General features: G+C 75.3%; 17 protein-coding genes. 4 read left to right on the top strand and 13 right to left on the bottom strand.

Features of this window, described 5'->3' with window-relative positions; translation table 11 throughout:
• Positions 1-571: 571 nt before the first annotated feature.
• The 6 genes from ACFVVA_RS31215 to ACFVVA_RS31190 form a co-directional block, all read right to left on the bottom strand.
• On the bottom strand, positions 572-1,504 hold the full coding sequence (locus tag ACFVVA_RS31215; RefSeq protein WP_387694109.1) for a FadR/GntR family transcriptional regulator: 933 nt from the start codon (positions 1,502-1,504) through the stop codon (positions 572-574).
• 238 nt (positions 1,505-1,742) lie between these two features.
• Positions 1,743-2,648, bottom strand: coding sequence for a hypothetical protein (locus ACFVVA_RS31210; RefSeq protein WP_387694108.1), 906 nt, complete (start codon positions 2,646-2,648; stop codon positions 1,743-1,745).
• A 3-nt stretch (positions 2,649-2,651) separates the two neighbouring features.
• Positions 2,652-4,343, bottom strand: coding sequence for an ATP-binding cassette domain-containing protein (locus ACFVVA_RS31205; protein ID WP_387694107.1), 1,692 nt, complete (start codon positions 4,341-4,343; stop codon positions 2,652-2,654).
• Between the two features lie 373 nt (positions 4,344-4,716).
• Positions 4,717-4,995 (bottom strand): hypothetical protein, encoded by a 279-nt coding sequence (locus ACFVVA_RS31200; RefSeq protein WP_387694106.1) that lies wholly within the window; start codon positions 4,993-4,995, stop codon positions 4,717-4,719.
• A gap of 195 nt (positions 4,996-5,190) precedes the next feature.
• Entirely contained in the window at positions 5,191-5,949 is a 759-nt protein-coding gene (locus tag ACFVVA_RS31195; protein ID WP_387694105.1) for an NUDIX domain-containing protein, read from the bottom strand.
• Between the two features lie 180 nt (positions 5,950-6,129).
• Positions 6,130-8,256, bottom strand: coding sequence for a glycogen debranching N-terminal domain-containing protein (locus ACFVVA_RS31190; protein ID WP_387694115.1), 2,127 nt, complete (start codon positions 8,254-8,256; stop codon positions 6,130-6,132).
• A 770-nt stretch (positions 8,257-9,026) separates the two neighbouring features.
• Here ACFVVA_RS31190 and ACFVVA_RS31185 point away from each other — a divergent pair.
• On the top strand, positions 9,027-10,340 hold the full coding sequence (locus tag ACFVVA_RS31185) for an alpha/beta fold hydrolase (RefSeq protein ID WP_387694104.1): 1,314 nt from the start codon (positions 9,027-9,029) through the stop codon (positions 10,338-10,340).
• Positions 10,341-10,374: 34 nt separating this feature from the next.
• Here ACFVVA_RS31185 and ACFVVA_RS31180 read toward each other — a convergent pair whose 3' ends face one another.
• Positions 10,375-11,943 carry a DUF4192 family protein gene (locus tag ACFVVA_RS31180; protein ID WP_387694103.1) on the bottom strand — a complete coding sequence of 523 codons (1,569 nt, stop codon included), beginning with the start codon at positions 11,941-11,943 and terminating at the stop codon, positions 10,375-10,377.
• A 228-nt stretch (positions 11,944-12,171) separates the two neighbouring features.
• On the opposite strand from ACFVVA_RS31180, the gene ACFVVA_RS31175 reads away from it, so the two are divergent.
• Positions 12,172-14,367 (top strand): RecQ family ATP-dependent DNA helicase, encoded by a 2,196-nt coding sequence (locus ACFVVA_RS31175; RefSeq protein ID WP_387694102.1) that lies wholly within the window; start codon positions 12,172-12,174, stop codon positions 14,365-14,367.
• 426 nt (positions 14,368-14,793) lie between these two features.
• Positions 14,794-15,450, top strand: coding sequence for a hypothetical protein (locus tag ACFVVA_RS31170; RefSeq protein WP_387694101.1), 657 nt, complete (start codon positions 14,794-14,796; stop codon positions 15,448-15,450).
• Between the two features lie 150 nt (positions 15,451-15,600).
• On the opposite strand, the gene ACFVVA_RS31165 is transcribed toward ACFVVA_RS31170, so the two are convergent.
• The 3 genes from ACFVVA_RS31165 to ACFVVA_RS31155 all read right to left on the bottom strand — a co-directional run bounded on the left by ACFVVA_RS31165 (position 15,601) and on the right by ACFVVA_RS31155 (position 17,818).
• Positions 15,601-16,257, bottom strand: coding sequence for a hypothetical protein (locus tag ACFVVA_RS31165; RefSeq protein WP_387694100.1), 657 nt, complete (start codon positions 16,255-16,257; stop codon positions 15,601-15,603).
• Between the two features lie 101 nt (positions 16,258-16,358).
• A complete protein-coding gene (locus ACFVVA_RS31160) occupies positions 16,359-17,057 on the bottom strand; it encodes a ribonuclease HII (RefSeq protein WP_387694099.1) in 699 nt (232 codons plus the stop codon).
• Between the two features lie 155 nt (positions 17,058-17,212).
• Positions 17,213-17,818 carry a TetR/AcrR family transcriptional regulator gene (locus ACFVVA_RS31155; RefSeq protein ID WP_387694098.1) on the bottom strand — a complete coding sequence of 202 codons (606 nt, stop codon included), beginning with the start codon at positions 17,816-17,818 and terminating at the stop codon, positions 17,213-17,215.
• Between the two features lie 403 nt (positions 17,819-18,221).
• Here ACFVVA_RS31155 and ACFVVA_RS31150 point away from each other — a divergent pair, with 403 nt between their 5' ends.
• Positions 18,222-19,769 (top strand): MFS transporter, encoded by a 1,548-nt coding sequence (locus tag ACFVVA_RS31150; RefSeq protein ID WP_387694097.1) that lies wholly within the window; start codon positions 18,222-18,224, stop codon positions 19,767-19,769.
• Between the two features lie 189 nt (positions 19,770-19,958).
• On the opposite strand, the gene ACFVVA_RS31145 is transcribed toward ACFVVA_RS31150, so the two are convergent.
• The 3 genes from ACFVVA_RS31145 to ACFVVA_RS31135 form a co-directional block, all read right to left on the bottom strand.
• Positions 19,959-21,773, bottom strand: coding sequence for a DUF4153 domain-containing protein (locus ACFVVA_RS31145; protein WP_387694096.1), 1,815 nt, complete (start codon positions 21,771-21,773; stop codon positions 19,959-19,961).
• 270 nt (positions 21,774-22,043) lie between these two features.
• The gene (locus ACFVVA_RS31140) at positions 22,044-23,036 is read right to left on the bottom strand and encodes a carbohydrate ABC transporter permease (protein ID WP_387694095.1); all 993 of its coding nucleotides are present in this window, start codon (positions 23,034-23,036) and stop codon (positions 22,044-22,046) included.
• On the bottom strand, positions 23,033-24,100 hold the full coding sequence (locus tag ACFVVA_RS31135; RefSeq protein WP_387694093.1) for a carbohydrate ABC transporter permease: 1,068 nt from the start codon (positions 24,098-24,100) through the stop codon (positions 23,033-23,035). The genes ACFVVA_RS31140 and ACFVVA_RS31135 overlap by 4 nt, the downstream gene beginning before the upstream one ends.
• Between the last annotated feature and the right edge of the window lie 181 nt (positions 24,101-24,281).

Genomic DNA, 24,281 nt, shown 5'->3' with positions numbered 1-24,281 from the left:
CCTCTCGGACGATGAGTGGATCTCGAACCCGTACCGGCCGCCCGAGCGGGCGGGGAAGGAAATCGCGCGTCGGACGCGCGGTGTCGATTCCGACCGACTCGGGCTTGAGGACTGGGTTTGCAGGACGGCAGCAGCGCCGCGGACCAACACAGCATTCTGACATGTTGGAGTATTCCGGAGCTGCTTCCGCTCAGGACACATCGCTGCTACTCGTCAAGTGTTACGCATGGCCTTCGTGTCGCGGGTCACACCATCCGGCGCCCGCAACCCGGAGCCGCTATCCATCATCGCGCACTCGCCGGCGAATCCCTTGTCATGGACAGGCCCGACGGTGGCCCGCTTTCGCCGCCCACATTCGCCGCCCGCTTTCACCGCCCGCATTCGCCGGGCCGCTCCCGGCGGTTCGCCCCCTGGGGGCGCCACCCCTTCGGGCCACGCGGCCTCCGCCGGCTCCGCCCGATGGGACTGCGGCATGCGGAAGCCCCCCGGCTGCGCCGCGCGGTGCGGCCGGAGGGCCCGGGCGGAGCGGGCCGCCGCCGTCCGGCGCCTCCGCTCGTGGAAAACAGCCCGTTCAGTGCTCCCTGGGCGCGGGAACGGACGGCTCGATCTCGGGATGAACGGTGAGCAGCGCCCGCATCGCGACCTCGCCCGCGGCGCCGTCGCCGGCGCCCAGCGCCTCCACCAGCCGGGCGTGCAGGCTGACCGAGGACTCGGTGGGGCGCTCGCAGGAGATCGCCGGACCACCCGAGACCTGCAGCGCGCAGGCGACGATCCCGGACAGGTGCTCCAGCATCCGGTTGCCCGCCATCTGGAGGACCAGGCCGTGCAGCTCGGCGTCGGCCCGGGTGTAGGTCGAGAGGTCGGCCTGGGAGGCGGCGTGGCCCATGATCTCGACCAGCTCGACCAGGCGCTGCTGGACGTCCTCCCGGCCGTGGCCGGAGGCGAGCCGGGCGGCCAGCGGCTCGATCGCCCAGCGGAGCTCGAACAGCTCCCGGCGCTGCTCGTCCCGCTGCGGCCCGAAGGCGCGCCACTCGATGATGTCCGGGTCCAGCAGGTTCCAGTCGCCGACCGGACGGACCCGCGTGCCGACGTTCGGCCGGGCGCTGACCAGGCCCTTGGCCTCCAGCACGCGCAGCGACTCGCGGACGACGGTGCGGGAGACCTCGAACCGCTGGCCGATCTCCTCGGGCACCAGCGGGCGGTCGGCACCGAGGTCGCCGGAGACGATCATCTGGCCGAGCTGCTGGACCAGCTGGCCGTGCAGACCGCGGCCCCGACTGCTGGTGGTCTTGCGGCCGACCCGGGCGATGTCCGACTCGGCGCCCTCCCAGCGGGGCACCGGCGGGGTCGGCCGGTCGGCGTACGAGAAGCGGTCCAGGTCGCCGGGACCGTGGATGGGCCCTTCGGCGGAACGGGCGGGGGTCATGGTGGGGTGCGCAAGGGTACTCACGCCTCCTTTGTCGGCGATCGGCAGGCGTGGCTTGAGAATTCTCGTGAAAAGCACACGAAAGGGTGATCGACCGTGACTGGATAATTGACTTCTTATCAGGAAGAACCGCGCATTACGGTCACTGCTGGTCGATCTTGGAAGTCCCGGGCGGGACCGCACCCGTGACGCAGCCTCGGGCCCGGGCGGGCGGCCCCGCACAAGCGGCCCAGCGCGATCCAGTGGGGCGCGGCGCGGGCCGTTCCGTGCGACGCGGGCAGATCCGTGCGGCGCGGGCGTTCCGTGCGACGCGGCGCTACAGGGCTCGGCGGCGGGCCTGGGCCAGCAGGGCGGCCAGCAGCAGGAGCGCCGCAGGGGTCGCGACCGCGGCGAGCAGCGCCGGATCGGTCAGCGCCGCGCTCCCGGCCACCGCCTCGTGCGCACCGCCGTACACCCAGCCGTAGGCCCACTCGATCCCGGACTGGAACGGCAGCAGTTCGGTCGCCCGGGTCGGCCACGGCCTGCCGGTGCGGCGCAGCAGCAGGGCGACGCCGGACTCCAGCAGCGGCGGCAGCGCGCACAGCAGCAGCACCCCGGCCGCGGCGCTGCGGGTCAGCGAGGCGGCCAGCACCCCGGTCCAGCCCGCCACCACGGTGAGCAGGACGAAGGCCAGCAGTGCGGCGGGCACCCCGTGGCCGGCCACCAGCCCGAGCGGGGCGCCCACACCCGGCAGGTCGGACAGCCCGGACACCCCCGCACCGGTCAGCACCTCGAAGACCCGGTCCGACAGTGCGGACGGGTCCGCCCCGGCCGCCACCGTGACGCCGTCCTGCAGCGCGAGGTGCACGGCCACCGTGTCGAACAGCAGGGTGGCCAGCGCCAGCAGCGCCGCCACCGGGCCGATCACCACCAGCTTGGCCAGCAGCAGCCGCACCCGGCGCGGGTACGACACCTGCGAGGCCACCAGCCCCGGGTGGCGCACCTCGTGCCCGTACGAGAGCGCGCCCAGCACCCCGGCGCCGAGCGCCGCGAAGGGCAGCGGGATCAGCGGGACGGCGGCGGTCAGCAGCCGCACCCCCGCCGGGGCCGTCAGCGGGCCGTCCGGGGCCTGGCTGGCCAGGACGGCGGCCACGCCGGCGTCGCAGAGCAGTACGGCGGCGAGCAGCAGCCAGGTGGAACGCAGGCCGCGCAGGCGGCGCAGCTCGTAGGCCAGGACACGCACGGGTCACTCGCTCCGGTGGTCGTAGGGGATGGCGGGGGCTGCAGAGGTGCCCGGGGTGACCGGGGCCGCCGGAGTGGCCGGGGTCGCCGGAGTGGCCGGCGCTGCTCGCCTGACGGGGCTCTGGGCGGCGGCACCCCGGACGGCGGAGGCTCGGACGGCGGTCGCGCCCGAGGCGGGGCGCCGGAGGCGCACGGTGTCGTCGGTGAGCAGGTCGTCGGCGCTGGCCCGGCGGCCGAGGGGCCGGACCCGGGCGGGCTCCAGCGGCGGGGCCGGGTCGTCGCGGAAGAGCCGGTCGACGGCCACCGTAGGCGCGGGTTCGTCCATGGCGCCGGCCCCCGTCCGCATGGACGGCCCGGGGCGACGGCCCGACGGCTCGGGTCGGCGGCCGACCGAGCCGAGGACGGGGAGCGCAGCGGCCGGGAGGGCGGCGGCGACGGCCACGGCGGGCAGGGCGCGGGCGGGCAGGGCACCGTCCTGCCTGGGACGGCGGGGAGCGCCGCGCTTCGGGACGGCGACGCCTCCGGGCGCGGCGGCGGTGGCCGGTTCGGCCGGGGTCAAGGGCAGGGGCGAGCGCTGGGGCAGGGGCTGGGGCGGGGGCTGGGGCGGGGCCGTCGTGGGCTCGGCCAGGGACGTCACGGCCTCGACCGGAACGGGCTCGGCGGCCGGTTCGGGGACCCGCCGGGCGGCCGGCTTCGGGCCCGCCTCCCGGGTCGGCTCCCGTTTCGGCCGCCGGCCAGGCTCCGGGCTCGGGCCGGTCTCGGGTTCCGGGTGGAGGCGGAGGTCGCCGGAGCTGCCCGAGCCGACCGGAAGGACGACCCGCGGCGCCGGCTGCTCGACCACCCGGTCGGCCAGCTCGTGCAGCAGGATCCCGTGGCGGTAGGCGAGTTCGCCGATCTCGGTGCGGTCGATCCCGGCCACCGCGAGACCGACGCTGCCGTCCCGGCGGACCTCCGCGCCCTGACTGACCAGCAGATCCGCCAGTCGCGCCATCTGCGGCCCCCGGACGGCCACTTCGGGACTGAGCCTGGTCTGCCGGAACTCCGCGACGGGCTGGTCGGCCACCAGCCGGCCGCGGTCCAGGGTGACCACCCGGTCCGCGAGCTGCGCGGCCTCCTGCGGGCTGCGAGTGGTCACCAGGACCGTTCCGCCGGCGGCGCCGAAGGAGCGAAGGAAGGAGTGGAACCACTCGACGTTGCGCGGTGACAGGCCGTCGGCGGGCCCGTCCAGCAGCAGCGCGCCGGGGTCGCCGAGCAGGGCGGCGGCCAGCGCCAGGCGGCGGTGCATGCCGGGCGAGAAGGTGCGCAGCCGCTGCCCGGCGACCGCGGCCAGCCGGGTCTGCTCCAGCAGTTCGTCGGCCCGGCGGGCCGGGACGCCGACGGCCCCGGCGAGCATCCGCAGGTGGCTGCGCGCCTTGCGGCCCGGGTGACCGGCCACTGCGGACTCCCCCGCGCCGGGCATCATCACCCCGACCACGCGCTCGGGGTGGCGCAGCCGGCGGTACGGGCGGTCGCCGAAGAACGTGACGCCCTGGCCCCGTTCGAGTTCGAGCATCAGCCGCAGCGCGGTGGACTTGCCCGCCCCCTCGGCGCCGAGCAGCGCGGTCACCGTGCCGGGCCGGGCGTCGAAGGTCAGATCGAGTACCGCGGGCGGAGCACCCTTGCGATAGACCTTGGTCAGTCCGGTGATCTGGATCATCGCTGGCTGCTCCCATGCCTTCGGCCGACCTGCTCGATGCGGAGCGCCCCTGAGGGGCGGGCATGCACCCGCGCGGCTCCGCGCCAGCACATTAGGGGGCGACGACGGCTATTCCGGGCATTGCGGGAACGGCACGGGCCCGCCGACTGCCCACCTCACCCGATCAGGGGAAAATCCGATCCTGCGATTCACGGGGGACCGGTCCGTTCCGGACCCTGGCTGCTCCGGAACCGGGCCGCTCCGGCCGGCTCCGGGAACGCTGATGGCTCCGGGGCTTCGGGAGCTTCACCGGGCTTCGGGAGCTTCACCGGCATCGGTGACCCCGGGAGCTCAGGCCGGGCGCAGCGCCGTGCCCGAGGACGGGGCGCAGCCGCTAGCGGGGAGGCCAGGGCGGGGGTGGGAGTTGCTCGCCGCCGCACACCGCGTGGAACTCGTCGACGGCGGCCTGGCCCTCCACCGTGATCTCGCCCAGTCGCTCCCGCTCGGCGGCCAGCCGTTCCTGCACGGCGGCGATCGCCTCGGGCGCCGCCTGCTCGGCCTGCAGTGCGGCCAGTTCCTTCTCCGTGGCGGTGGTGGTCTCGTCGAGGCTCCGGTAGTCCGCCGCCAGCCCCTCGATGAGGGTTCGCTGGTTGGCGCAGTCCTCAATGGCCATCGCGGGGCTCCCTGGGCCGGAAGGCCTCCGACCCGGCGGCCGGAGCGTCCACCGACACTCTGCGCCGCCGGCCCCGCGTTCGCAGCCAGGTCAGGCCATTCGGCCGCCTCGGGGCCGCTCGCCGCGACGGAGCGGGCCGGGTGGGGGATCGGGACGGGGCGGGGCGGAGCGGGGCGGGCACGGGTCCAGCGGCGCTCAGGACTCCGGGCGGAGCATGGGCGGGTTGAGGACGGTCGCCCCGCCGGCGGTGAACAGCTGGGCCGGACGGCCGCCCTGACGCGTCGTCGTGCCGCCCGAGGGCAGCAGGAAGCCGGGGGTACCGGTGACCTTGCGGTGGAAGTTCCGCGGGTCCAGCACCACGCCCCAGACCGCCTCGTAGACCCGGCGCAGCTCGCCGACGGTGAACTCGGTCGGGCAGAAGGCGGTGGCGAGGGAGGAGTACTCGATCTTGGAGCGGGCGCGTTCCACACCGTCGGCGAGGATCAGGCCGTGGTCGAAGGCGAGCGGGACGCCGTCGGCCGGGTTCTCGCCGAGGAGTTCGCCGACCGGGGCCCAGCGGGCGCTGCTGGCGTCACCGCCGGCCCGGGGCGTGGGCAGATCGGGGGCCAGCACCAGGTAGGCGACACTGACCACGCGCATCCGGGGGTCGCGCTGCGGGTGGCCGTAGGTGGCGAGCTGCTCCAGGTGGGCACCGGCCGCGCCGGGGCCGACCGCCTCGTGGCCGGGGGCGGTGTGCGCGCGCAGGCCGGTCTCCTCGGCCAGCTCTCGGGAGGCGGCCTCGGCCAGGCCCTCGTCCGGGCGGACGAAGCCGCCGGGCAGCGCCCAGTACCCCTGGAACGGCGGCTCTCCTCGTCTGACCAGCAGGGCGCAGAGCGAGTGGTCGCGCACCGTCAGCACCACGAGGTCAACCGTGACAGCGAACGGGGGAAAGGCCGACGGATCGTAGCGCGACATGGCGACGATCATAGTCGTCTCTCTGACGATAAGCACAGGCCCGTACGGGGACCGCGCAGGGCCGGGGCCCCGCACGGGCCCCGTGCGGTTCGCACCCGTCCAGCGCGGGACCGGGAACGGGCAGGCGCGGCGTCGGTGACCCGGTGTCACCGTCGCGGGGGCGCGAGCCCCCGCGACGGCTCAGCGGGCGACGAGTTGCAGGTCCGTGGACGCCTCCTCCACCATCGCCACGCCGATCCGGCTCACCCGGACGGAGAACGGCTCGCCCGCCACCCGCAGGCCGGTCAGCTCCAGCTCGCCGAGCGGTGCGGTGCTGGCCGGGCGGACCAGCACCCGGCCGCCCGGGACGTCGGGCCGGACCCCGGCGAGGGCGAACACCGCGTGCGCGGCGGCGGCCGCGGAGACCGCCGCCGGGCGACAGGCGGCCGGGTGCGGCACCGGCGGGCAGCCCGGGGTGCGCTGCTCCCCCGCGTACATCTCCGGCAGCCGCCCCTCGAAGTGGGCACTCGCGGCGAGCAGGCCCTCCAACAGGGTGCCGGCCTCGTTCTCGTGGCCGGCCTCGGCCAGTCCGGCGATCGCCAGGGCCGTCTCGTGGACCCGCACCGCACCGCCGCGGTGGCCCAGCGGGTTGAACCGGGGGGACTTGGCGCTCAGCGTGCGCAGGCCCCAGCCGCTGTCCAGCTCCGGCGCGACCAAGCGCTGGGCGAGCAACCGGGTCTGCTCGCGGTCCAGCAGACTCTCGTACCGGCCGCCGTCGACGGCGAGCCCGGTGTCCAGCAGGTGCACCAGGGAGGACGCGACGGCGGGCAGCGGCTGGCCGCCCGGGGCCAGCCCGGCCGCGGGACGGCCGCCGGACAGGTCGTCGATCCAGAACCGCTCGCGGAAGCGCCCGCGCAGCGCTGCGGCCCAGCCGCGCCAGTCCTCGGCGCCCGGCCTGCCGAAGGCCTCCAGCAGCTCGGCCCCGTGCAGGGCGGCGCGGTGGGCCTGCGCCTGGACCTCGGCGCGGGCGGCGACCGGGTGGGCGGAGCGCTCCTCCAGCGGGCGGCTCAGGTCGGTGACGAAGCCGTCGACCAGGCCCTCGCGCAGGGCGGCCAGGGCCCGCTCGGCGGCCGGGAGCAGCTCGGCGACCTCCGCCGGGGGCAGGCCCCAGCGCCAGGCCTCGGTCAGCACGGTGACGAACAGCAGGGTGGCCTCGGTGGCGGTGCAGGTGGGCGGCAGCTCGGGACCGCCGTGGCGCAGGGCGCCGGGCAGCAGGCCCTCGGTGCGGCCCGGGGCGGGGGCGAGCTGCTGACGGCGGGCCAGCGCCCGGAGGGTGCCGGCCGCCAGCCGGGTGCCGAGCGGCAGGGTCAGCCGGGCGGCCCAGAGCGCGTCGGCCGGGGCGAGGCCGAAGCGCCAGGGCGCGCCGGAGGCCGGGTAGAGGTCGGTCGGGCGGTCCGGGTCGGCGAACAGCAGCCCGCCGAGGGCGTCCAGCGAGCGGGAGACCAGCGGAGCCGCCCGGCCGTCGTCGCTGCGGACCTCCGGCTCGGACCAGGGCAGCGGGGCGCCGGTGCCGCGGCCGCCCGGCGGGCGCGGGCCGCCGACGGGGCTCTCCAGCTCGGTGTGCAGCTCGACCGACCAGCGGGCGCCGGGCTGGACCTCCAGGTCCCAACGCAGCACGCCGGCGCCGGCCAGGACGGCGTGCGGGGAGGGCTGGGCGCTGACCACGGCGCTGTGCACCGGCCCCGTCCAGCGCAGCCCGGCGGACTGCACCTGGCCCGGCAGGTCGGGCTGGCGGTGCCCGGCGGCGATCTCGGCGACCGGGCCGAGGTCGGTGCCGAGGGCTATCTCCAGGGGCAGCCGGGCGGGCCGCGGACCGGAGTTGCGCACGACCACCGTCTCCACTCCGTCCGCGTGCCGCAGCCGCTCGACGGTGAGCGCCGGGTCCGGGTCCAGGTCGCCGGGGACGCGGACCGCGCCGAGGAAGCGGGCCTCGGCGGTACTGGTCAGGGTGCCCTGGAGCGGCAGCGGCTCCATGCCGCCCAGCCGCAGCTCCATCCGGGCGAGCACCCGGACGCCGTTGCGGTAGAAGCCGTGCAGGCCGTGGCCGCGCAGCTGGCCGTCGGGGCCGGAGGCGGCCATCGCCGGGGCGTTGACGCAGATCACCGCGTGGTGGACGGCGGGCGGCTGCGGGCGCGGCGGGGCCGCGGGTCGGCCCGGGCCGACCGGTGCGCCCGCGGGCCCGGCCACCGGGGCCTGGTCGGGGCGGCCCATCGGCCTGGGCGGCGCGCCGACCACGCTCTCGGCCGGCATGGCCTGTGGTGGCCTCATGGCGGTCACCGGACTCTCCTCCCCTCGGCGGTCCGGTGGCCGGGTCAGGCCGGTGGGCCGCGAGCGTGCTCGATCGCGTGCTGGTGGTGCCGGGCCGGCGGGGCCGTCCCGTCGGCGGATGTGCCGTGTCTGGCCGTACCCGGCGGTGGGTCGTGCCATGCGGTGCTCGGTACCGGGTGGGTACCGGCGCGCCGCGCCTTCGTTCCGGGGCTCGCCGCCGTGCCCGGCACGCCGTCAGGTCCGGCGCCCCGGTCTACCGGTGACGCCCTTCCCCCGCGGCCCGCGCCCTCCGGGCCGTACGGTCCCGTGGCGGCAGCCGGTCGTGGCGCCGCACGCGGTCACCCAGCGCTGCCGGTGCCCGGGCGGCCGGGTCCGCACCGCCCGGCGATCGGCCCGATCGGCCCGCCCGAACCGGGTGCAGGCCCCGGGGGTGAACGCCGCGCACCGCCGTCAGGTCACGCCCCGCCGCTGCGCCGCTGGTCAGGGCGGCCCGGCTCGGCGGTCGTACCACTTCCGTCGGATCGTCACCGGGGCCTCGCTGCAGGCACGTCGCCGTCCACTCTCCGGGGCCGGCGCCCACCGTCCGGGCCGGTGCCGGGGCCGGCTCGGGCCGTCCGCCGGTCGGGCTCGGCCGTCCGATCGGGCGGGCGGGGCGGTCGAACCGGTGCTCGACCGCCGCCAGGATACGGTGCGGGGGTCGCGGCCCCCGCACCCGGTGACCCCGTGAACCGCGACGCCATCGCTGTGACCAGCAGAGACCGAGGAGTTGCATGTCCACCATCAGCCGGCTGCCCGGGGTTGTCACGACCGACCACGTGTTCCAGTTGCCGCTCGACCACGCCGCCCCGCAGGGCGAGCAGATCGAGGTGTACGCCCGCGAGGTGGTGGCCACAGGCCGCGAGCGGGACGACCTGCCCTGGCTGCTCTTCCTCCAGGGCGGTCCCGGCGGCAAGGCGGCCCGCCCGCTCGGCCGGGACTCCTGGCTGGAGCGCGCCCTGGACGACTACCGGGTGCTGCTGCTCGACCAGCGCGGCACCGGGCGCTCCACCCCCGCGACCCGGCAGACCCTCGCCCGGCGCGGCGGCCCGCAGGAGCAGGCGGACTACCTGGCCCACTTCCGGGCGGACTCGATCGTCCGGGACGCCGAGCTGATCCGCGAGCGGCTGCTCGGCGCCGACCGGCGCTGGAGCGTGCTCGGCCAGAGCTTCGGCGGCTTCTGCACCCTCACCTACCTCTCCATCGCCCCCGAGGGCCTGACCGAGGCCTTCATCACCGGTGGCCTCTCCGGCCTCGGCAGCTCGGCCGACGACGTCTACCGCGCCGCCTACCCGCGGGTGGTCCGCAAGAACGAGGACCACTACGCCCGGTTCCCGCAGGACGTCCAGGCGGTGCGCCGGATCGCGGCCCACCTCGCCGACTCCCCCGCGACCCTGCCGGACGGCGGGCTGCTCACCGTCGAGGCGTTCCAGCTGCTCGGCCTGCTGCTCGGCGGTGGCAACGGCTCCGGCACGCTCCACTACCTGCTGGAGGAGGCCTGGGTGGAGGGCTCGGCCGGGCCCGAGCTCTCCGACACCTTCCTGGCCGGCGCCCAGGCCCAGCTCTCCTTCGCGGGCGGTCCGCTGTACGCGGTGCTGCACGAGTCGATCTACGGCCAGCGGTCGGTGGACCAGGGCGGCACCGCCTGGGCGGCCGAGCGGGTCCGCAAGGAGTTCCCGCAGTTCGACGCCCGGGCCGCGCTGGAGTCCGACGCGCCGGTGCTGTTCACCGGGGAGATGATCTACCCCTGGATGTTCGACACCGACCCGGCGCTGCGCCCGCTGAAGGAGACCGCGGACCTGCTCGCCGCCCGCACCGACTGGCCCGACCTGTACGACCGGGCGCGGCTGGCCGCCAACACCGTGCCGGTCGTGGCGGCGGTGTACCACGACGACATGTACGTGGACACCGCCGACTCGCTGGAGACCGCGCGCGCGGTGCGCGGCCTGCGGGCCTGGATCACCAACGAGTGGGAGCACGACGGCCTTCGGCTGAGCGGCGGCAAGGTGCTGGATCGCCTGATCAGGATGGCGCGCGGCGAGGCGTAGCCGCCCGCGGGCCGGCGCCGCCGTGCCGCGGGGCTCAGTGCGCACGATGGCTCCCCCTCCCCGCCCGCCGGACGCCCCGGCAGCGGTGGAGGCCGGTCCGGGCCGCGGCGGGCGCGCACGCCGCGGCCCGGCCGAGCCGCAGGCCCCGGGCGGACGGCTCGCCGGCCGCCCGGGTGTGCCCGGGCTGCTCGACCCGTCCGGGCTCCGGCAGCAGGGCGACCGCCCCGGCGGCGCCACCGCGCGGCTCCGTGCTGTCGGGGCCGTCGGGCGCGCCCGGCCCCGGATCGGCCGGTGCCGATGCCGTGGACGAGCCCTTCCGGCGACCGCCCCGCCGATGCCGTCGGCCACCGGCGGACCGTCCGGGCCGTTCACCGGGAGCCGCACCCGCCCCCGGGGCGGCGGGCCCGGGAGCCGCCGCGCCACCGGACGGCACCTCCTGAGCGGGCGGTGACCCCTCGGCGCTCGACGCTCCGCCGGCCGGGGGCCGAGGTTCGTCGACCGGGGCCGCCGCGGCCTCGGGCTCCTCGCGCCGCCGCCGCTGGGCCTCGACAGCGGCCAACAGGCCCTGGGGCGTCATGCCGTCGTTGAGCGACTCGTAGAGCAGTTCGGCCAGCAGGTAGCCCGGGGCGAGCCGCAGGACGTGGCCGAGCACGACCCGGGCCGTCGCCGTGTCCCCCGCGACCCAGGACGTCCAGGCCAGCAGGGTGAGCGGGGCCACCGCGCAGCCCTCGTAGGGCGACACGGCCCGCCGGGCGAGGAAGCGCCAGAGCCGCTCGGCCGGGGCCAGCTCGTCGGGCCGGGCGTACTCGACGCCGCGGTCCCGTACCAGGCGGTCCCGCAGGGCGAGCAGCAGTTGGGCCGTCCGGTCCGGATCGAGTTCCCCGGCCCCGGCCCGGAACTCGGCGACGGCCTGGTCGAGCAGGGCGATGCGCTGCTCCCTGGCGAGGGCGTCCACGGCCTCCGCCCGGGCGAGCGCCTCGCGCTGGGCGACGGCCTCCGGCGGGCCGACGGGCTCCAGCCCGCCGATGATCGCCTTCCGGCTGCCGCGCGGCACCAGGCCGGCGACCGTCGCGGCGGCGGCCGCCGGACCGGGGTCGGGGCTGCGCCGCACCGGATTGCCGGCCGCGTCGCAGCAGCCGTCGCCGCGGCAGAGGAAGGACCACCAGCGGCCGTCCGAGACGCACAGCGACTCCTTGACGGCCACGCCCCGGCGCCCGAAGGCCGCCCGGAGGGCCTGCGCCAGCGGCCGCAGCCCGTCCACCACCGGAGGGGCGTGGGCCGTGCCGGGATCCTGGCAGAGGTAGAGGAGCACCTGGAGCGGCCGGGCGCCGTGCCGGTCGGAGAGGGCGACCAGCAGGGCGGCCGTCTCCTCCGCCGCGGCCGGCCACTGCGCGGGCGACCGCGGCAGGTCCGCCCGGATCACCCCGCCCTGGTGGAGGCCGGGGCCGTGGAGCCCGACCGCGACGATGCTGTCGTCCGGGTAGAAGCCCAGGAAGTACGGAAGCAGCTCGGCCATGTCGGCCGGGCCGCGCATGACGACCGACCGGTGGTCGGAGGCCGGACCGAGGGACATAATGACGTGTTCGTTGTTCATCGCGTTCATGGCCGCAAGAGTGGACGCAATCCGCGGACGACGCCGGAACCAAGTTTTTTCTGTGGATAACTCCGCCCCCGAATTTTCCTTAGCTCATTCGGAGTAGACAAGACTCACTCCCACGGGTGGATTTTGTCTGCCGTTCAGCGGATCAGCGGATGAAATACACCCCGCCTTCCCCTGCTGCCCCTCCCCCGCATTCGTCGCTTGTCAGCGGTACGGGGTTACATGGACGCCATGCAGCAGCCCGACACCCACACCACCAGCACCGCCGACCGCGCCGAGGTCCGGGCGCGGGCCGAGGCCGTCCTGCGCGAGCTCGCCGGCCCCGGAGCCACCCTGCGCGAGGACCAGTGGACGGCCATCGAGGCCCTCGTGGTCGACCGCCGCCGTGCCCTGGTCGTCCAGCGCACCGGCTGGGGGAAGTCCGCGGTCTACTTCATCGCCACCGCCCTGCTCCGGGCCCGCGGCTCCGGGCCGACGGTGATCGTCTCGCCGCTGCTCGCCCTGATGCGCAACCAGGTCGAGTCGGCCGGCCGGGCCGGCATCCACGCCCGCACCATCAACTCGGCCAACAGCGACGAGTGGGCCGCGATCCAGGAGGAGGTCGCCGCGGGGAAGGTCGACATCCTGCTGGTCAGCCCCGAGCGGCTGAACAACCCGGACTTCCGCGACCAGGTGCTGCCCGAGCTCGCCGCCTCCACCGGCCTGCTGGTGGTCGACGAGGCCCACTGCATCTCGGACTGGGGGCACGACTTCCGCCCCGACTACCGCCGGCTGCGCACCATGCTGGCGGACCTGCCGGCCGGCGTCCCGGTGCTGGCCACCACCGCCACCGCGAACGCCCGGGTCACCGCGGACGTCGCCGAACAGCTCGGCACCGGCACCACCGACGAGCACGCCCTGGTGCTGCGCGGGCCGCTCGACCGGGAGAGCCTCACCCTGGGCGTGCTCTCCCTGCCCGACCCGGCCCACCGCCTCGCCTGGCTCGCCGACCACCTCGAACGGCTCCCCGGCTCGGGCATCGTCTACACCCTGACGGTGGCCGCCGCCGAGGAGGTGACGGCCTTCCTGCGCGAGCGCGGCTTCCCGGTGGCCTCCTACTCCGGCCGCACCGAGGACGCCGAGCGCCGCACCGCCGAGGCCGACCTGCTGGCCAACCGGGTCAAGGCGCTGGTCGCCACCTCCGCACTCGGCATGGGCTTCGACAAGCCCGACCTCGGCTTCGTGGTGCACCTCGGCTCGCCCAGCTCGCCGATCGCCTACTACCAGCAGGTCGGCCGCGCCGGGCGCGGGGTGGACCGGGCCGAGGTGCTGCTGCTGCCCGGGCGCGAGGACGAGGCGATCTGGCGCTACTTCGCCTCGCTGGCCTTCCCGCCGGAGGAGCAGGTGCGCCGCACCATCGACGCCCTCGCCGAGGCCGGCCGACCGCTCTCCACCGCCGCCCTGGAGCCCCGGGTGGACCTGCGCCGGGCACGGCTGGAGACCATGCTCAAGGTGCTCGACGTCGACGGCGCCGTCCGCCGGGTCAAGGGCGGCTGGACGGCCACCGGGCAGAGCTGGGCGTACGACGGCGCCCGCTACGCCAAGGTCGCCGCCTCCCGGGAGGCGGAGCAGCGGGCGATGCGCGACTATGCGGCGGGCACCGGCTGCCGGATGGAGTTCCTGCGCCGCCAGCTGGACGACGAGCAGGCCGTACCGTGCGGGCGGTGCGACAACTGCGCCGGGCCGCTGCACACCCCGGACGTCTCCGCGGAGGCGCTGGCGGCCGCCCGGGCCGCGCTCGGCCGCCCCGGCGTGAGCTTCGAGCCGCGCCGGCTGTGGCCGACCGGGATGGACTCGCTGGGGGTGCCGCTCAAGGGCCGGATCCCGGCGGGCGAGCAGGCGGAGACCGGCCGGGCGCTGGGCCGGCTGTCCGACATCGGCTGGGGCACCCGGCTGCGCACCCTGCTCGCCGAGCAGGCGCCGGACGTGCCGGTGCCCGGCGAGGCGGTGGACGCGCTGGTGGCGGTGCTCGCCGACTGGGCCCGGGGCCCGGGCGGCTGGGCCGGGCCCGCGACGACGGAGGGCGCCCGGCTGGAGCGGCCGGTCGGCGTGGTGACGATGGCCTCCTCGACCAGGCCGCGGCTGGTCGGCAGCCTGGGCGCCCGGATCGCCGAGGTCGGGCGGCTGCCGCTGCTCGGCGGGATCGACTACGCCGGCGGGCTGCCCCCGCACGGTGCCCGCAGCAACAGCGCCCAGCGGCTGCACTCGCTGGCCGGCGCGCTGGTCCTGCCCCCGGAGGTGGAGCAGGCGGTGGCGGCCGCCGGTGGGCCGGTGCTCCTGGTGGACGACCTCGTCGATTCGGGCTGGACGGTCACCGTGGCCGCCCGGCTGCTGCGCCGGGCGGGGGCGAGCGCGGTGCTGCCGCTGGTGCTGGCCGTGCAGGGGTGACGGGACGGCGGAAGGCCGTCGACGAAGCCCACCCACTCACCCGAATGGCCTAACAGAAAGGATCAGGCGAAGCGATTTCGATCACACCGGCCGAACGATCCGGGAAAGGAGTGCTCACCATGCCGACGACGGTTCGCCCTGCCCTCAGGGCGCTGTGGATCAAGGCCTGGAGGCGCCTGCTCGGCACTCGGTCCGCTGTGGAACATATCCGGCAGACCATGGGCTATCGGGTGGCGTTCATCTTTTCATCATTGCCGCTCTGCCCCCGATGCCCTGAGAATTGGGAGGTACCCGAAACCCGGTCCGCTGGCCCCGCCCTTCGGCGTACCCAGGCACCCGCCTGCCCACGGGCCAGGAAGGAGGATCGTGATCAACGGTATCGACCGAGGTCAGAATCCATTCTCCGGGAGTCCGGAACCCAGACGGGTGCTGGACCTGGAGACCTGGACCGCCTCGGGGATCCCGTTGCTGCGCGACCCCCGCGAGTTCGTCCTGGAACTGCACCAGCATCACCTGCCGCAGCCGGGCACCGTCGTGGTCGCCGTCGTGGACGCGCTCCACCGCCTCGTCGCCTCGGCCTCGTTCACCCCCTGGCCGCACGACACCGACGGCTGGCAGCACCGCAACGCGCTGCTGACCCACCTGCGCCGGATCATTCCGCACGACCTGCGACGGTCCGAGCCGGCCCGGACGGCCGTGCTGCTGCGCTGCCGCGACGGCGCACCCGGCTGGACGGAGCAGGACGGCGCCTGGATGTGGGCACTGAGAGACGCGTCCGCACTCCACGGACTGCGCTGCGGCGCGTACATCGGGCTCACCCCGGCGGGTTGGCAGGTCCTCGGGGACGGACGGGGCGGACGCAACCCGCACGCGGGCTCGTGGGCCGACGGGCCGGTGCACACCGTGACGGAACTGCCGCCGCGCTCGGCGCTGGACGCCCCGCGCAACCACCGCACCCGCCAACAGACCGCCGACCAGGCCGAGCGCGGCGAGGACGCGGCACGCTCCCCGAAGTCCGAGCCCCCGTGGGCAGCGGCGCGGGTCGCAGCGGCCGAACCGACGCGCCGCACCGGCACGGGCTGAGTCCGCACCGGCCACCGGCCCCACCGGGCCGTCGACCGCCGACCGTCGACACCTGCCGACACCGACGACACCGTCGGCCCCGGGCGCCGTGGGACGGACCCCGGGCCCGGCACCGTACGACGGCACCGGGCCCGGGGTGGACGACTGTGGTCAGGCCTTGACCGGACGGCTCGGCGCGGCTCCGGCCGCGCCCACGGCAGCCGGGCCGGCGTCGCCGCAGACCACCAGCAGCGCGGTCGCGTGGCCGAACGCCTTGGTGTACGCCTCGGCGGCCCGGGCGGACGGTCCGCCGTTGACCACCAGGACGACCACCTCGCGGGTGACCGGACGGGTCAGCGCGGCGTCCGCGTAGAACACGTCCCCGCCCTCGGCGAGCTGCGCCCAGTAGCGCTCCTCACCGAAGGAGAGCTCGTGCTGCTGCCACGGGTGGGCCTCGCCGACCGTCAGCACCAGGATGTCGCCCGGATCGCGGCCGGACTCCAACAGCAGGTCGACCGCCTCGTCGGCGTGCTCCACGGCCCGCGCCGGGGTGGCGGCGATCCGTTGGACCTCCACCTGCGGTGCGGCGGGAGCCGGGCGGCGCGGTGCCGGCCCGGGCTTGGGGATCAGTCGCGGCGGGCCCGGACGGGCGGCGCGCGGCGGGACCGGGCGCGGAGGCGCCGGACGGGGGCCGGGCACCGGGGCCGGGGCGGCGACGGTGGTGGTGGGTGCGGTGGCGGGGGCTTGTGCGTCCGACTCGCGGGGGAAGGGAACGCCGGGGCCCGGGATGCTCTCGTGAATCTCCGGCTCCTCGGGGAAGACAGGCATACCCGGATATCTATCAAATGCCGGTCGGACGCGCACGGGCGCCCCACCCATTGGGCACCGGTCTCCTGCCGCCCCCTCCCGGGGCAATTCCAGACGGATCGTCAGAAACCGAGCGTCAACTGTTCGTCGGCGGACCCACGGCCGCCGCCCGCACCCTCCCGGACGCGCTTGAGATGGCTCCACTTCGGCAGTGCGTCCATGTACGCCCAGGAGAGCCGGTGGTGCCCGGTGGGGCCGAACTCCTCCAGCGCGGCGCGGTGCACCGGGGACGGGTAGCCGGCGTTGTCGGCGAAGCCGTACTCCGGGCACCCCTCGCCCAGTTCGGCCATCAGGCCGTCGCGGTGGACCTTGGCGAGCACCGAGGCGGCGGACACGCAGATGCAGGACTGGTCGCCCTTGATCACCGTGCGCACCCGCCAGGGGCCGCCGAGGTAGTCGTGCTTGCCGTCCAGGATCACCGCGTCGGGTTCGACCGGCAGCGCCTCCAGCGCGCGGACGGCGGCCAGCCGCAGCGCCGCCGTCATGCCGAGCTCGTCGCACTCCTGCGGGGAGGCCTGCCCGAGCGCGTACGCGGTGACCCAGTCGGCGAGCACGGGGGCGAGCGCGCGGCGGCGCAGCTCGGTGAGCAGCTTGGAGTCGGTCAGCCCCTCCGGCGCCTTGCGCAGGCCGGTGACGGCCGCGCCCACGGTGACCGGCCCGGCCCAGGCGCCGCGCCCGACCTCGTCGAGACCGACGACGATCTTGGCGCCGGCCCGGCGGAGCGAGCGTTCGACGGAGTGCGTCGGGGGGACGATGGGCATGGCGTCTTCCGTTCAGCGGGGGCAGCCTCCAGCCTAAGCCCGGCCCGCGACCGCCGAGTCCGCCCTCCCGGACGGGCAGGTCCGTCGACGGGCGGGCGGGGCCCGACCGTCCGGGCCGCCGGGCGGCACGCTCCGCGCGCCCGGCGCCGGGCGCCTCAGGCCCGGATCATCGGCTCCAGCACCTCGTCCACCAGCCGGCCGGCGAAGCCCGGCCCCATGTTCTCCAGCCCGCGGATCTTGACCTGGTAGAGCAGTACCGCCGGGATGACGTCCGCGACCAGGGGGGTGGCCGCGCCGGGCCGGACGTCGCCGCGCTCGGCGCCGCGGCACAGGATCTCCAGGATGGTCCGCGCGGTCGGCTCGATGACCCGGTCGGTGACGAAGGCCTTGAAGACCTCGGCCCGCTCGTGGTCGATCTCGCCCATCAGCGCATTGAGCGCGGAGCCCACCCGGGAGGTCATCGCCTTCGTGAACCCCTCGACGAGCTGGTGGAGTTCGTCCCGTGCGGACCCGAGGTCGGGGGTGTCGTAAGGGCGTGGGAGAGTGGCGTCCAGGGCGTCGAGAACGAGTTCGTCCTTGGACGCCCAGCGCCGGTAGAGCGCGGCCTTCCCGGTCCGCGCCGCACTGGCGACCCCTTCCATGGTCAGCCGCGCGTATCCGCCGGAGGTGAGCTGGTCGAGCGCGGCCTCGAAGATCGCCGCCTCCAGTTCCTTCCCCCGGCGCCGCGTCGGCCGCCTCAGCGCCTGCTGGGCAGCCCGCACCGGGCAGAAGGCCGGGTCCGCGCCCGGCCTGCCGCCCGGCTCCGCGCCGGCTCCGGCGCCCTGCCCCGCGACCGCCGCCCCGGCGTCCGCCTCCGCAGGCCGAACAGTCGCCTCCCCCGGCGCCGGGTCCGCCTGGCCGGCCGAGCCCGCTGACCCTCCCGGCGAACCCCCCGGGGAGCCTCCCCGCGACCGACCGGACCGGTCCGCCATCAGGCGCCGCACCAACCGCTCCATCGCCACCATCCTTAAGGAACGCTTGCGTTCACAATCACGGCCAGGATATCGTCCCGATTAGTGAACGATCCCGTTCCTTCTCGGCCCGCGCAAGGGCGCGCGGCCGCACCCGGACCGGCGACTCCGCCGAACCGCACCACCGAGCACACAGCCAGCAGGGGGCGCATTCGTGGCCATCTCCGACACGCTCAGCAAGAACTCGCCACCGCGGACCAGCCAGGGGCGGGGCAAGGGCATCACCCTGACGGTCATCGCGGCCACCCAGCTCATGGTGGTCCTCGACGCGACCATCGTGAACATCGCGCTTCCGCACATCAAGGACGCCCTGGGCTTCTCCACCACCGACCTGTCGTGGGTCATCAACGCCTACACCCTGACCTTCGGCGGGCTGCTGCTGCTCGGCGGTCGCGCGGGCGACATCCTCGGCCGCCGCCGGGTGTTCATCTTCGGCACCCTGCTGTTCGGCCTGGCCTCGCTGCTCGGCGGGTTCGCGCAGGACAGCACTCTGCTGCTGGCCGCCCGCGCGCTCCAGGGCATCGGTGGCGCGATCTGTTCCCCGACCGCCTTCGCCCTGATCGCGACCAACTTCGACGAGGGGCCCGAGCGCAACCGCGCGTTCGGCGTGTTCTCGGCGGTCGCCGGTTCGGGCGCCGCGATCGGCCTGCTGGCCGGTGGTCTGCTCACCGAGTACCTGAACTGGCGCTGGGTGTTCTTCGTCAACGTGCCGATCGCGATCCTGATCGCGATAGCCGCGCCGCGCTACATCGCCGAGTCCGAGCGCCACCCGGGCCGCTTCGACCTGCCCGGCGCGCTCACCTCGACACTCGGCCTGGTCGGCCTGGTCTACGGATTCATCCGGGCCGCCTCGGACGGCTGGTCGGACGGCATCACGATCGGCTCCTTCGCGGCCGGCGCGATCCTGCTCGCGGCCTTCCTCGTGGTGGAGAGCCGCACCGACCAGCCGATCACCCCGATGCACCTGTTCGCCGACCGGAACCGCACCGGCGGCCTGGTGATGATGCTCTGCCTGGCCGCGGCCATGTTCGGCATCTTCTTCTACGTCGTGCTGTTCGTGCAGGGTCCGCTCGGCTACAGCCCGCTGAAGGCCGGCGTCTCCTTCCTCCCGATCAGCGTCGCGATCATCATCGCCGCGCAGATCGCCTCCAACCTCCAGGCCAAGTACGGCCCGAAGCCCTTCATGGCGGGCGGCGCGCTGCTGGTCACCGTCGGGCTCGGCTGGCTGACCCAGATGAGCAAGGACAGCGGTTACCTGGACGGGGTGCTCGGCCCCACGGTGGTGTTCGGCTTCGGCATGGGTCTGATCTTCGTCCCGGTGATGCTGCTCTCCGTCGCCGGTGTCCCGGGCGAGGAGACCGGCGCCGCCTCCGGCCTCCTCAACTCGATGCAGCAGATCGGCGGTTCGCTCGGCCTGTCGATCCTGACCACGGTCTTCGCGCACTACGCCACGGCGGAGGCCACCGCGCAGCTGCCGAAGTTCATGGCGAGCGCGACGCCGGATCAGCTGGCCTACCTCCAGCAGCACCACGAGTTCCCGCCGGGCACGGACGCCGCCAACACCGTGCTCACCCAGGGCATTTCGCACGGCTTCATCGTGGGCGCCGCGCTCGCGGCGGTCGCCCTGCTCGTCGCGGTCTTCGCGATCAAGGCCAAGGCCGGCGACCTGCCGAGCGGCTCCTCCGCCGTCGCGATGCACTGACACCGTCACGGCACTCCGACACCGTCACGGCAGTCCGACAGTCCGACGCCGTCACGACACGGCGACACCGCGACACCGCGCGACACGCCACAACCAGGCACAACAAGCCGCCGCAAGACGCAGGGCCGGCCGGGAGCAGCACGCTCCCGACCGGCCCTGCCGCCGTCCGCGGGCCCCGCCCCGGCCGTCCTACCTGTCCTCGTACGCCAGCTTCGCCCAGTCGCAGGCCGTGCGGCCGGGCGCCGTCGAGTCCATCAACGGCCGCTCCGCCAGGATCTCCCGGGCCCGGGCGGCCGCCAGGTTGGTCGCGTACCAGGGCTTCGACGCTCCGCCCACGCCCTGACCGATCAGCTGCAGCGCACAGCTCCGCTGCGGCTCGGGGAGCCGGTCCAGGGCGGGCACCGCGTCCGCCGCGAGCCGGCGGACGTTGCGCAGGTCGATCGCCGCGGTGTGCGGGTCGGTCCGCAGCGCCCGCTCGTACCGGGTGACGTTCTGCTCGGCGACGATCGCGTCCGGGCCCATCAGGCCGTAGACCGCGACGGTGAGCATCCCGCTGAGGACGACGACGCGCGGCAGCCAGCCGGTGCGGCGGGTCAGCCCTGCCGCGATCAGCAGCAGGAAGACGGCGCCCAGCCAGACCTCGACCACCAGCACCCAGAGCCGTAGCCGGGTGAGCCCGGAGGCGTCCACGTAGAACCACATCCGGCCGAGCGCCGAGGCGACCACGGCCAGCGCCAGCAGGCAGAGCAGCCCGAGCAGGATCCGCGCCATCCGGCGGTCGGCCGCGGTGCTGCGCGGCGCCCACCGCTTGGCGACCGCCACCACGACCAGCGTGAGCACGGTGATCACGCTCAGCTGCCAGAAGCCCTGCCGGGCGTACGCGGAGCGGCTCATCCCGGTGGTGCTCAGCACGGCGTCCGCCCCGCCGAGCACCACCACGGCCTGGATCACGGCGAAGACGCCGAACATCAGGTTGAGCGCGACCAGCGGCAGCGCCCACTCCAGCCGGCGCCGCTCGCGGCCCGGCCGGATCGCCGTACGGTCCCAGCGGCGCGGGCCGGCGGCGATGTGCGCGAAGCCCAGCGCGGTCGCCGCCCCGAGCACGAACAAGGCACCGCGCCCCGGGAGTTGGTCGAGGTCGAGGTCCGGGCTGAGGCTGCCCAGCAGGTCCGCCATGGCGGCGTCGGCACTGGCGAACAGCAGGCCGAAAACGGTCAGCAGGCCGGCGGCGACCGCGAGCGCCTTGAGCACCGGGACAATCCGGCCGCGGCCGGGCAGGTTCCGCCGGTCCACGCTCTCCCAGGCCCAGACCACCGAGGGCACCAGCTGCCACAGGATGCCGGGCAGCGGGAGCAGCACGCCCGCCCAGCGGCGGCCGCCGTGCAGGGCCAGCGAGGCCAGCGCGAGCGCGCCGACGGCGGCCAGCGCGGTGGGCCAGGAGGCGTCCCAGCAGGCCGGAACGGCGAGCAGGGCGAGGGCGAGCAGGCTCCACGCCGCCGTCCAGGGCCGGATCCGGCGACCGGCCGCCCGGGCGGTGACCCCCGCCCCGGCGGCGACGGCGGCGCCGAGCACCAGCAGGTTGGGCCCCAGGCCGTCGAAGAGCAGCCAGGCCGTCAGCAGGCCGGTGAGCAGGGCCGCCAGGGCGCCCCCGGGCGTGGCCGCCGCCCGGCGTTCGGGGTCGCTGCGGCGCAGCCACGCACCGGTCGAGGGCGCGGGCGCACCGGGAACCCGGTCCGGGCCCGGCCGCCCTTGCCGGCCCGACGGCCCCTGCGGTCCCGACGGTCCCTGCGGTCCCGACGGTCCCTGCGGTCCCTGCGGTCCCTGCGGTCCCTGCGGTCCCTGCGGTCCCTGCGGGCCGGGGCCCGTCGCACGGTACGGGCCGTACGGGTCGTACGCGTCATAGGGGTTGTGCGGCTCGGTCGGGCCGGCCGCCCCGGCCTCCTCGGTCGCCCCGGACAGGCCCGGAACCCCGGTCGCCCCCGGCACCTCGGACGCCCCCGGCACCTTGGAGGCCCCCTGCGGCTCGGTCGAACCGGTGGAGCCGGGCGAGCCGGGCAGGCCAGATGAACCGGGCGAATCGGACGCGGCAGGAACGGACGGACCAGACATGAGTCCCCCTCAGTGGTCGGCGGGCATGCGGCGGCCGCCCGTCGGGCGGTCCACCGGCGGGCGCTCCCGGCGCCCCGGCCGCTGCCGACTGTAGACCATTCTGAACAGGTTCAAAAGTCAGCTCTGAACGCGTTCAGAACGCCCTCACCACCAAGGACTCCCCCGCTACCCCTTCACCGACCCGGCCAGCAGCCCGCGGACGAAGTACCGCTGGAGACTGAAGAAGACGATCAGCGGCACGACGATCGACAGGAACGCCCCGGCCGTCAGCAGCTCCCAGCGCCCGCCGAGCGAGCCGGACAGCTGCGCCAGCCGCACCGTCATCGGCGCCACCTCCGGCGTGCCGCCCGCGAAGGTCAGCGCCACCAGCAGGTCGTTCCAGACCCACAGGAACTGGAAGATCGCGAACGAGGCCAGCGCCGGGGTGCACAGCGGCAGCACGATGGAGCGGAAGATCTTGAAGTGCGAGGCGCCGTCCACCACCGCGGCCTCCATCAGGTCGCGCGGCAGCTGGGCGATGAAGTTGTGCAGCAGGAACACCGCCAGCGGCAACGCGAACATGGTGTGCGCCAGCCAGACCGGCGCGTAGCTGCCCTTCAGGTCCACCGCCGGAATCAGCGTCAGCGCGCCCAGGTGCGCGCCGCCGGCGAACAGCCGCAGCAGCGGGATCAGCGCCATCTGGAGCGGCACCACCTGGAGCGCGAACACCGTGAAGAAGACCGCGTCGCTCCCCCGGAACCGCACCCAGGCCAGCGCGTACGCCGCCATCGCCGCCAGCGCCAGCGGGAAGACCGTCGCCGGGATGCTGATCGCCAGCGAGTTGACCAGGAAGGGCATCAGGCCGGTGGACACCCCGGATCCGCCCTCGAACAGCACCGAGTGGTAGTTGCCGAGGCCGAGGTCGGGGTGGAGGAAGGCGTTCCACCAGCCGCTGGCGGTCACGTCCTGCTTGGGCCGCAGCGAGGTCACCAGCAGACCCAGCGTCGGGACCGTCCAGAGCACCGTCATCGCGATCACGAACACCGAGGCCAGCGGACTGCTGAAGGCCTTCCGCACCGGCCGCACCGCACCGGCCGGTCGCACCGCCCCCTCCGGCCGTGCCGCCCCCTCCGACCGCACCGCCTTCGCCGTCCCCTCCCGGCCGTCCGTCCCGGTCACCGGACCTCACGCTCCTTCCGCAGCTGCAGGATGTTGTAGGCCACCAGCGGCAGCACCGCGAGGAAGAGGAGCACCGCGAGGGCGCTGCCCCGCCCGGAGTTGAACTGCACGAAGGACTGCGAGTACATCTCGTTGGCCAGCACCTGGGTGCCGAAGTTGCCGCCGGTCATGGTGCGGACGATGTCGAAGGCCTTCAGGGTGATGATCATGACGGTGGTCAGGACGACCATCACCGTGGTGCGGATCATCGGCACCGTGACGTACCAGAACAGCCGCACCCCGCTCGCACCGTCCAGCCGGGCCGCCTCCACGACCTCGTCCGGGATCGCCTTGATCGCCGCCGACAGCACCACCATCGCGAAGCCGGTCTGCACCCAGACCATCACCGCCATCAGCAGGAAGGTGTTCAGCGGCTGAGAGAGCAGCCAGTTCGGCGGATCGTCCCAGCCCACCGCGACGGCGAGCTGGCTGAGCAGGCCGATCTGCGGCTGGCCCGGACCGCGCGACTCGTAGACGAACTTGAAGATGATCGACGCGCCGACCAGCGAGATCGCCATCGGCATGAAGATCAGCGACTTGTACACCGACTGGCCGCGCATCCGGTCCACCAGCAGCGCCAGCACCAGCCCCAGCCCGGTCGCCGCCAACGGCGCGACCACCAGCCAGAGCAGCGTGTTGACCAGCACCTTCTGCACCGAGTCGGAGGTGAAGGCCCAGCCGAAGTTCTCACCGCCGACGAACCGGGTGCCGTCGTCGTTCTGGAGGCTGAGGTAGACCGTGCGGACCAGCGGCACGACCAGGCCGACGGCCAGCAGCAGCGCCGCCGGGCCGAGGAACACCGCGACCGCCAGCGGACGGGCCAGGCGGCCCCGGGCCCGGCCGGCGACCAGGAAGACCACCAGCAGGATGCCGAGGAAACCGGCGACGGCGCCGAAGGTGTTGCCGAACTTGACCGCCGCGTCGTTCCAGGTGCCGGCCGCCAGTCTCTCGGCGACCAGCCCGTCGGCGGCCAACCGGTCCGCGGCCAGCTCGGCGGCGGGCGACGGGAATCCGGGTACGGACATGGCTGTACGTCCCTTCGGGCGTGGTGGGAAGGGGGCGGGCGGGGGGGGGGGGGGGCCCCCCCCCCCCCCCCACACCCCCCCCCCCCCCCCCCGCCGCGGCCCGGCGCCGCGGGTGCACCCGGCCGCCGCAGACCCCGCGCGGCGGGTGCTCCCCCCCGGCGCCGCCCCGCGCGTCGGCGAC

This window comes from Kitasatospora sp. NPDC058048 (assembly GCF_042885555.1).
GTDB classification, from domain to species: Bacteria; Actinomycetota; Actinomycetes; order Streptomycetales; family Streptomycetaceae; genus Kitasatospora; species Kitasatospora lactacystinica.
Note: the sequence above shows the minus strand (reverse complement) of the source record. Positions and strands in the feature narration are given on the sequence as shown.

Coding starts and splice junctions, on each gene's coding strand:
- ACFVVA_RS31205 (WP_387694107.1), bottom strand. CDS start 4,343: ATGATCCAGATCACCGGACTGACCAAGGTCTATCGCAAGGGTGCTCCG.
- ACFVVA_RS31200 (WP_387694106.1), bottom strand. CDS start 4,995: ATGGCCATTGAGGACTGCGCCAACCAGCGAACCCTCATCGAGGGGCTG.
- ACFVVA_RS31195 (WP_387694105.1), bottom strand. CDS start 5,949: ATGTCGCGCTACGATCCGTCGGCCTTTCCCCCGTTCGCTGTCACGGTT.
- ACFVVA_RS31190 (WP_387694115.1), bottom strand. CDS start 8,256: ATGAGGCCACCACAGGCCATGCCGGCCGAGAGCGTGGTCGGCGCGCCG.
- ACFVVA_RS31185 (WP_387694104.1), top strand. CDS start 9,027: ATGTCCACCATCAGCCGGCTGCCCGGGGTTGTCACGACCGACCACGTG.
- ACFVVA_RS31180 (WP_387694103.1), bottom strand. CDS start 11,943: ATGAACGCGATGAACAACGAACACGTCATTATGTCCCTCGGTCCGGCC.
- ACFVVA_RS31175 (WP_387694102.1), top strand. CDS start 12,172: ATGCAGCAGCCCGACACCCACACCACCAGCACCGCCGACCGCGCCGAG.
- ACFVVA_RS31165 (WP_387694100.1), bottom strand. CDS start 16,257: ATGCCTGTCTTCCCCGAGGAGCCGGAGATTCACGAGAGCATCCCGGGC.
- ACFVVA_RS31160 (WP_387694099.1), bottom strand. CDS start 17,057: ATGCCCATCGTCCCCCCGACGCACTCCGTCGAACGCTCGCTCCGCCGG.
- ACFVVA_RS31135 (WP_387694093.1), bottom strand. CDS start 24,100: ATGTCCGTACCCGGATTCCCGTCGCCCGCCGCCGAGCTGGCCGCGGAC.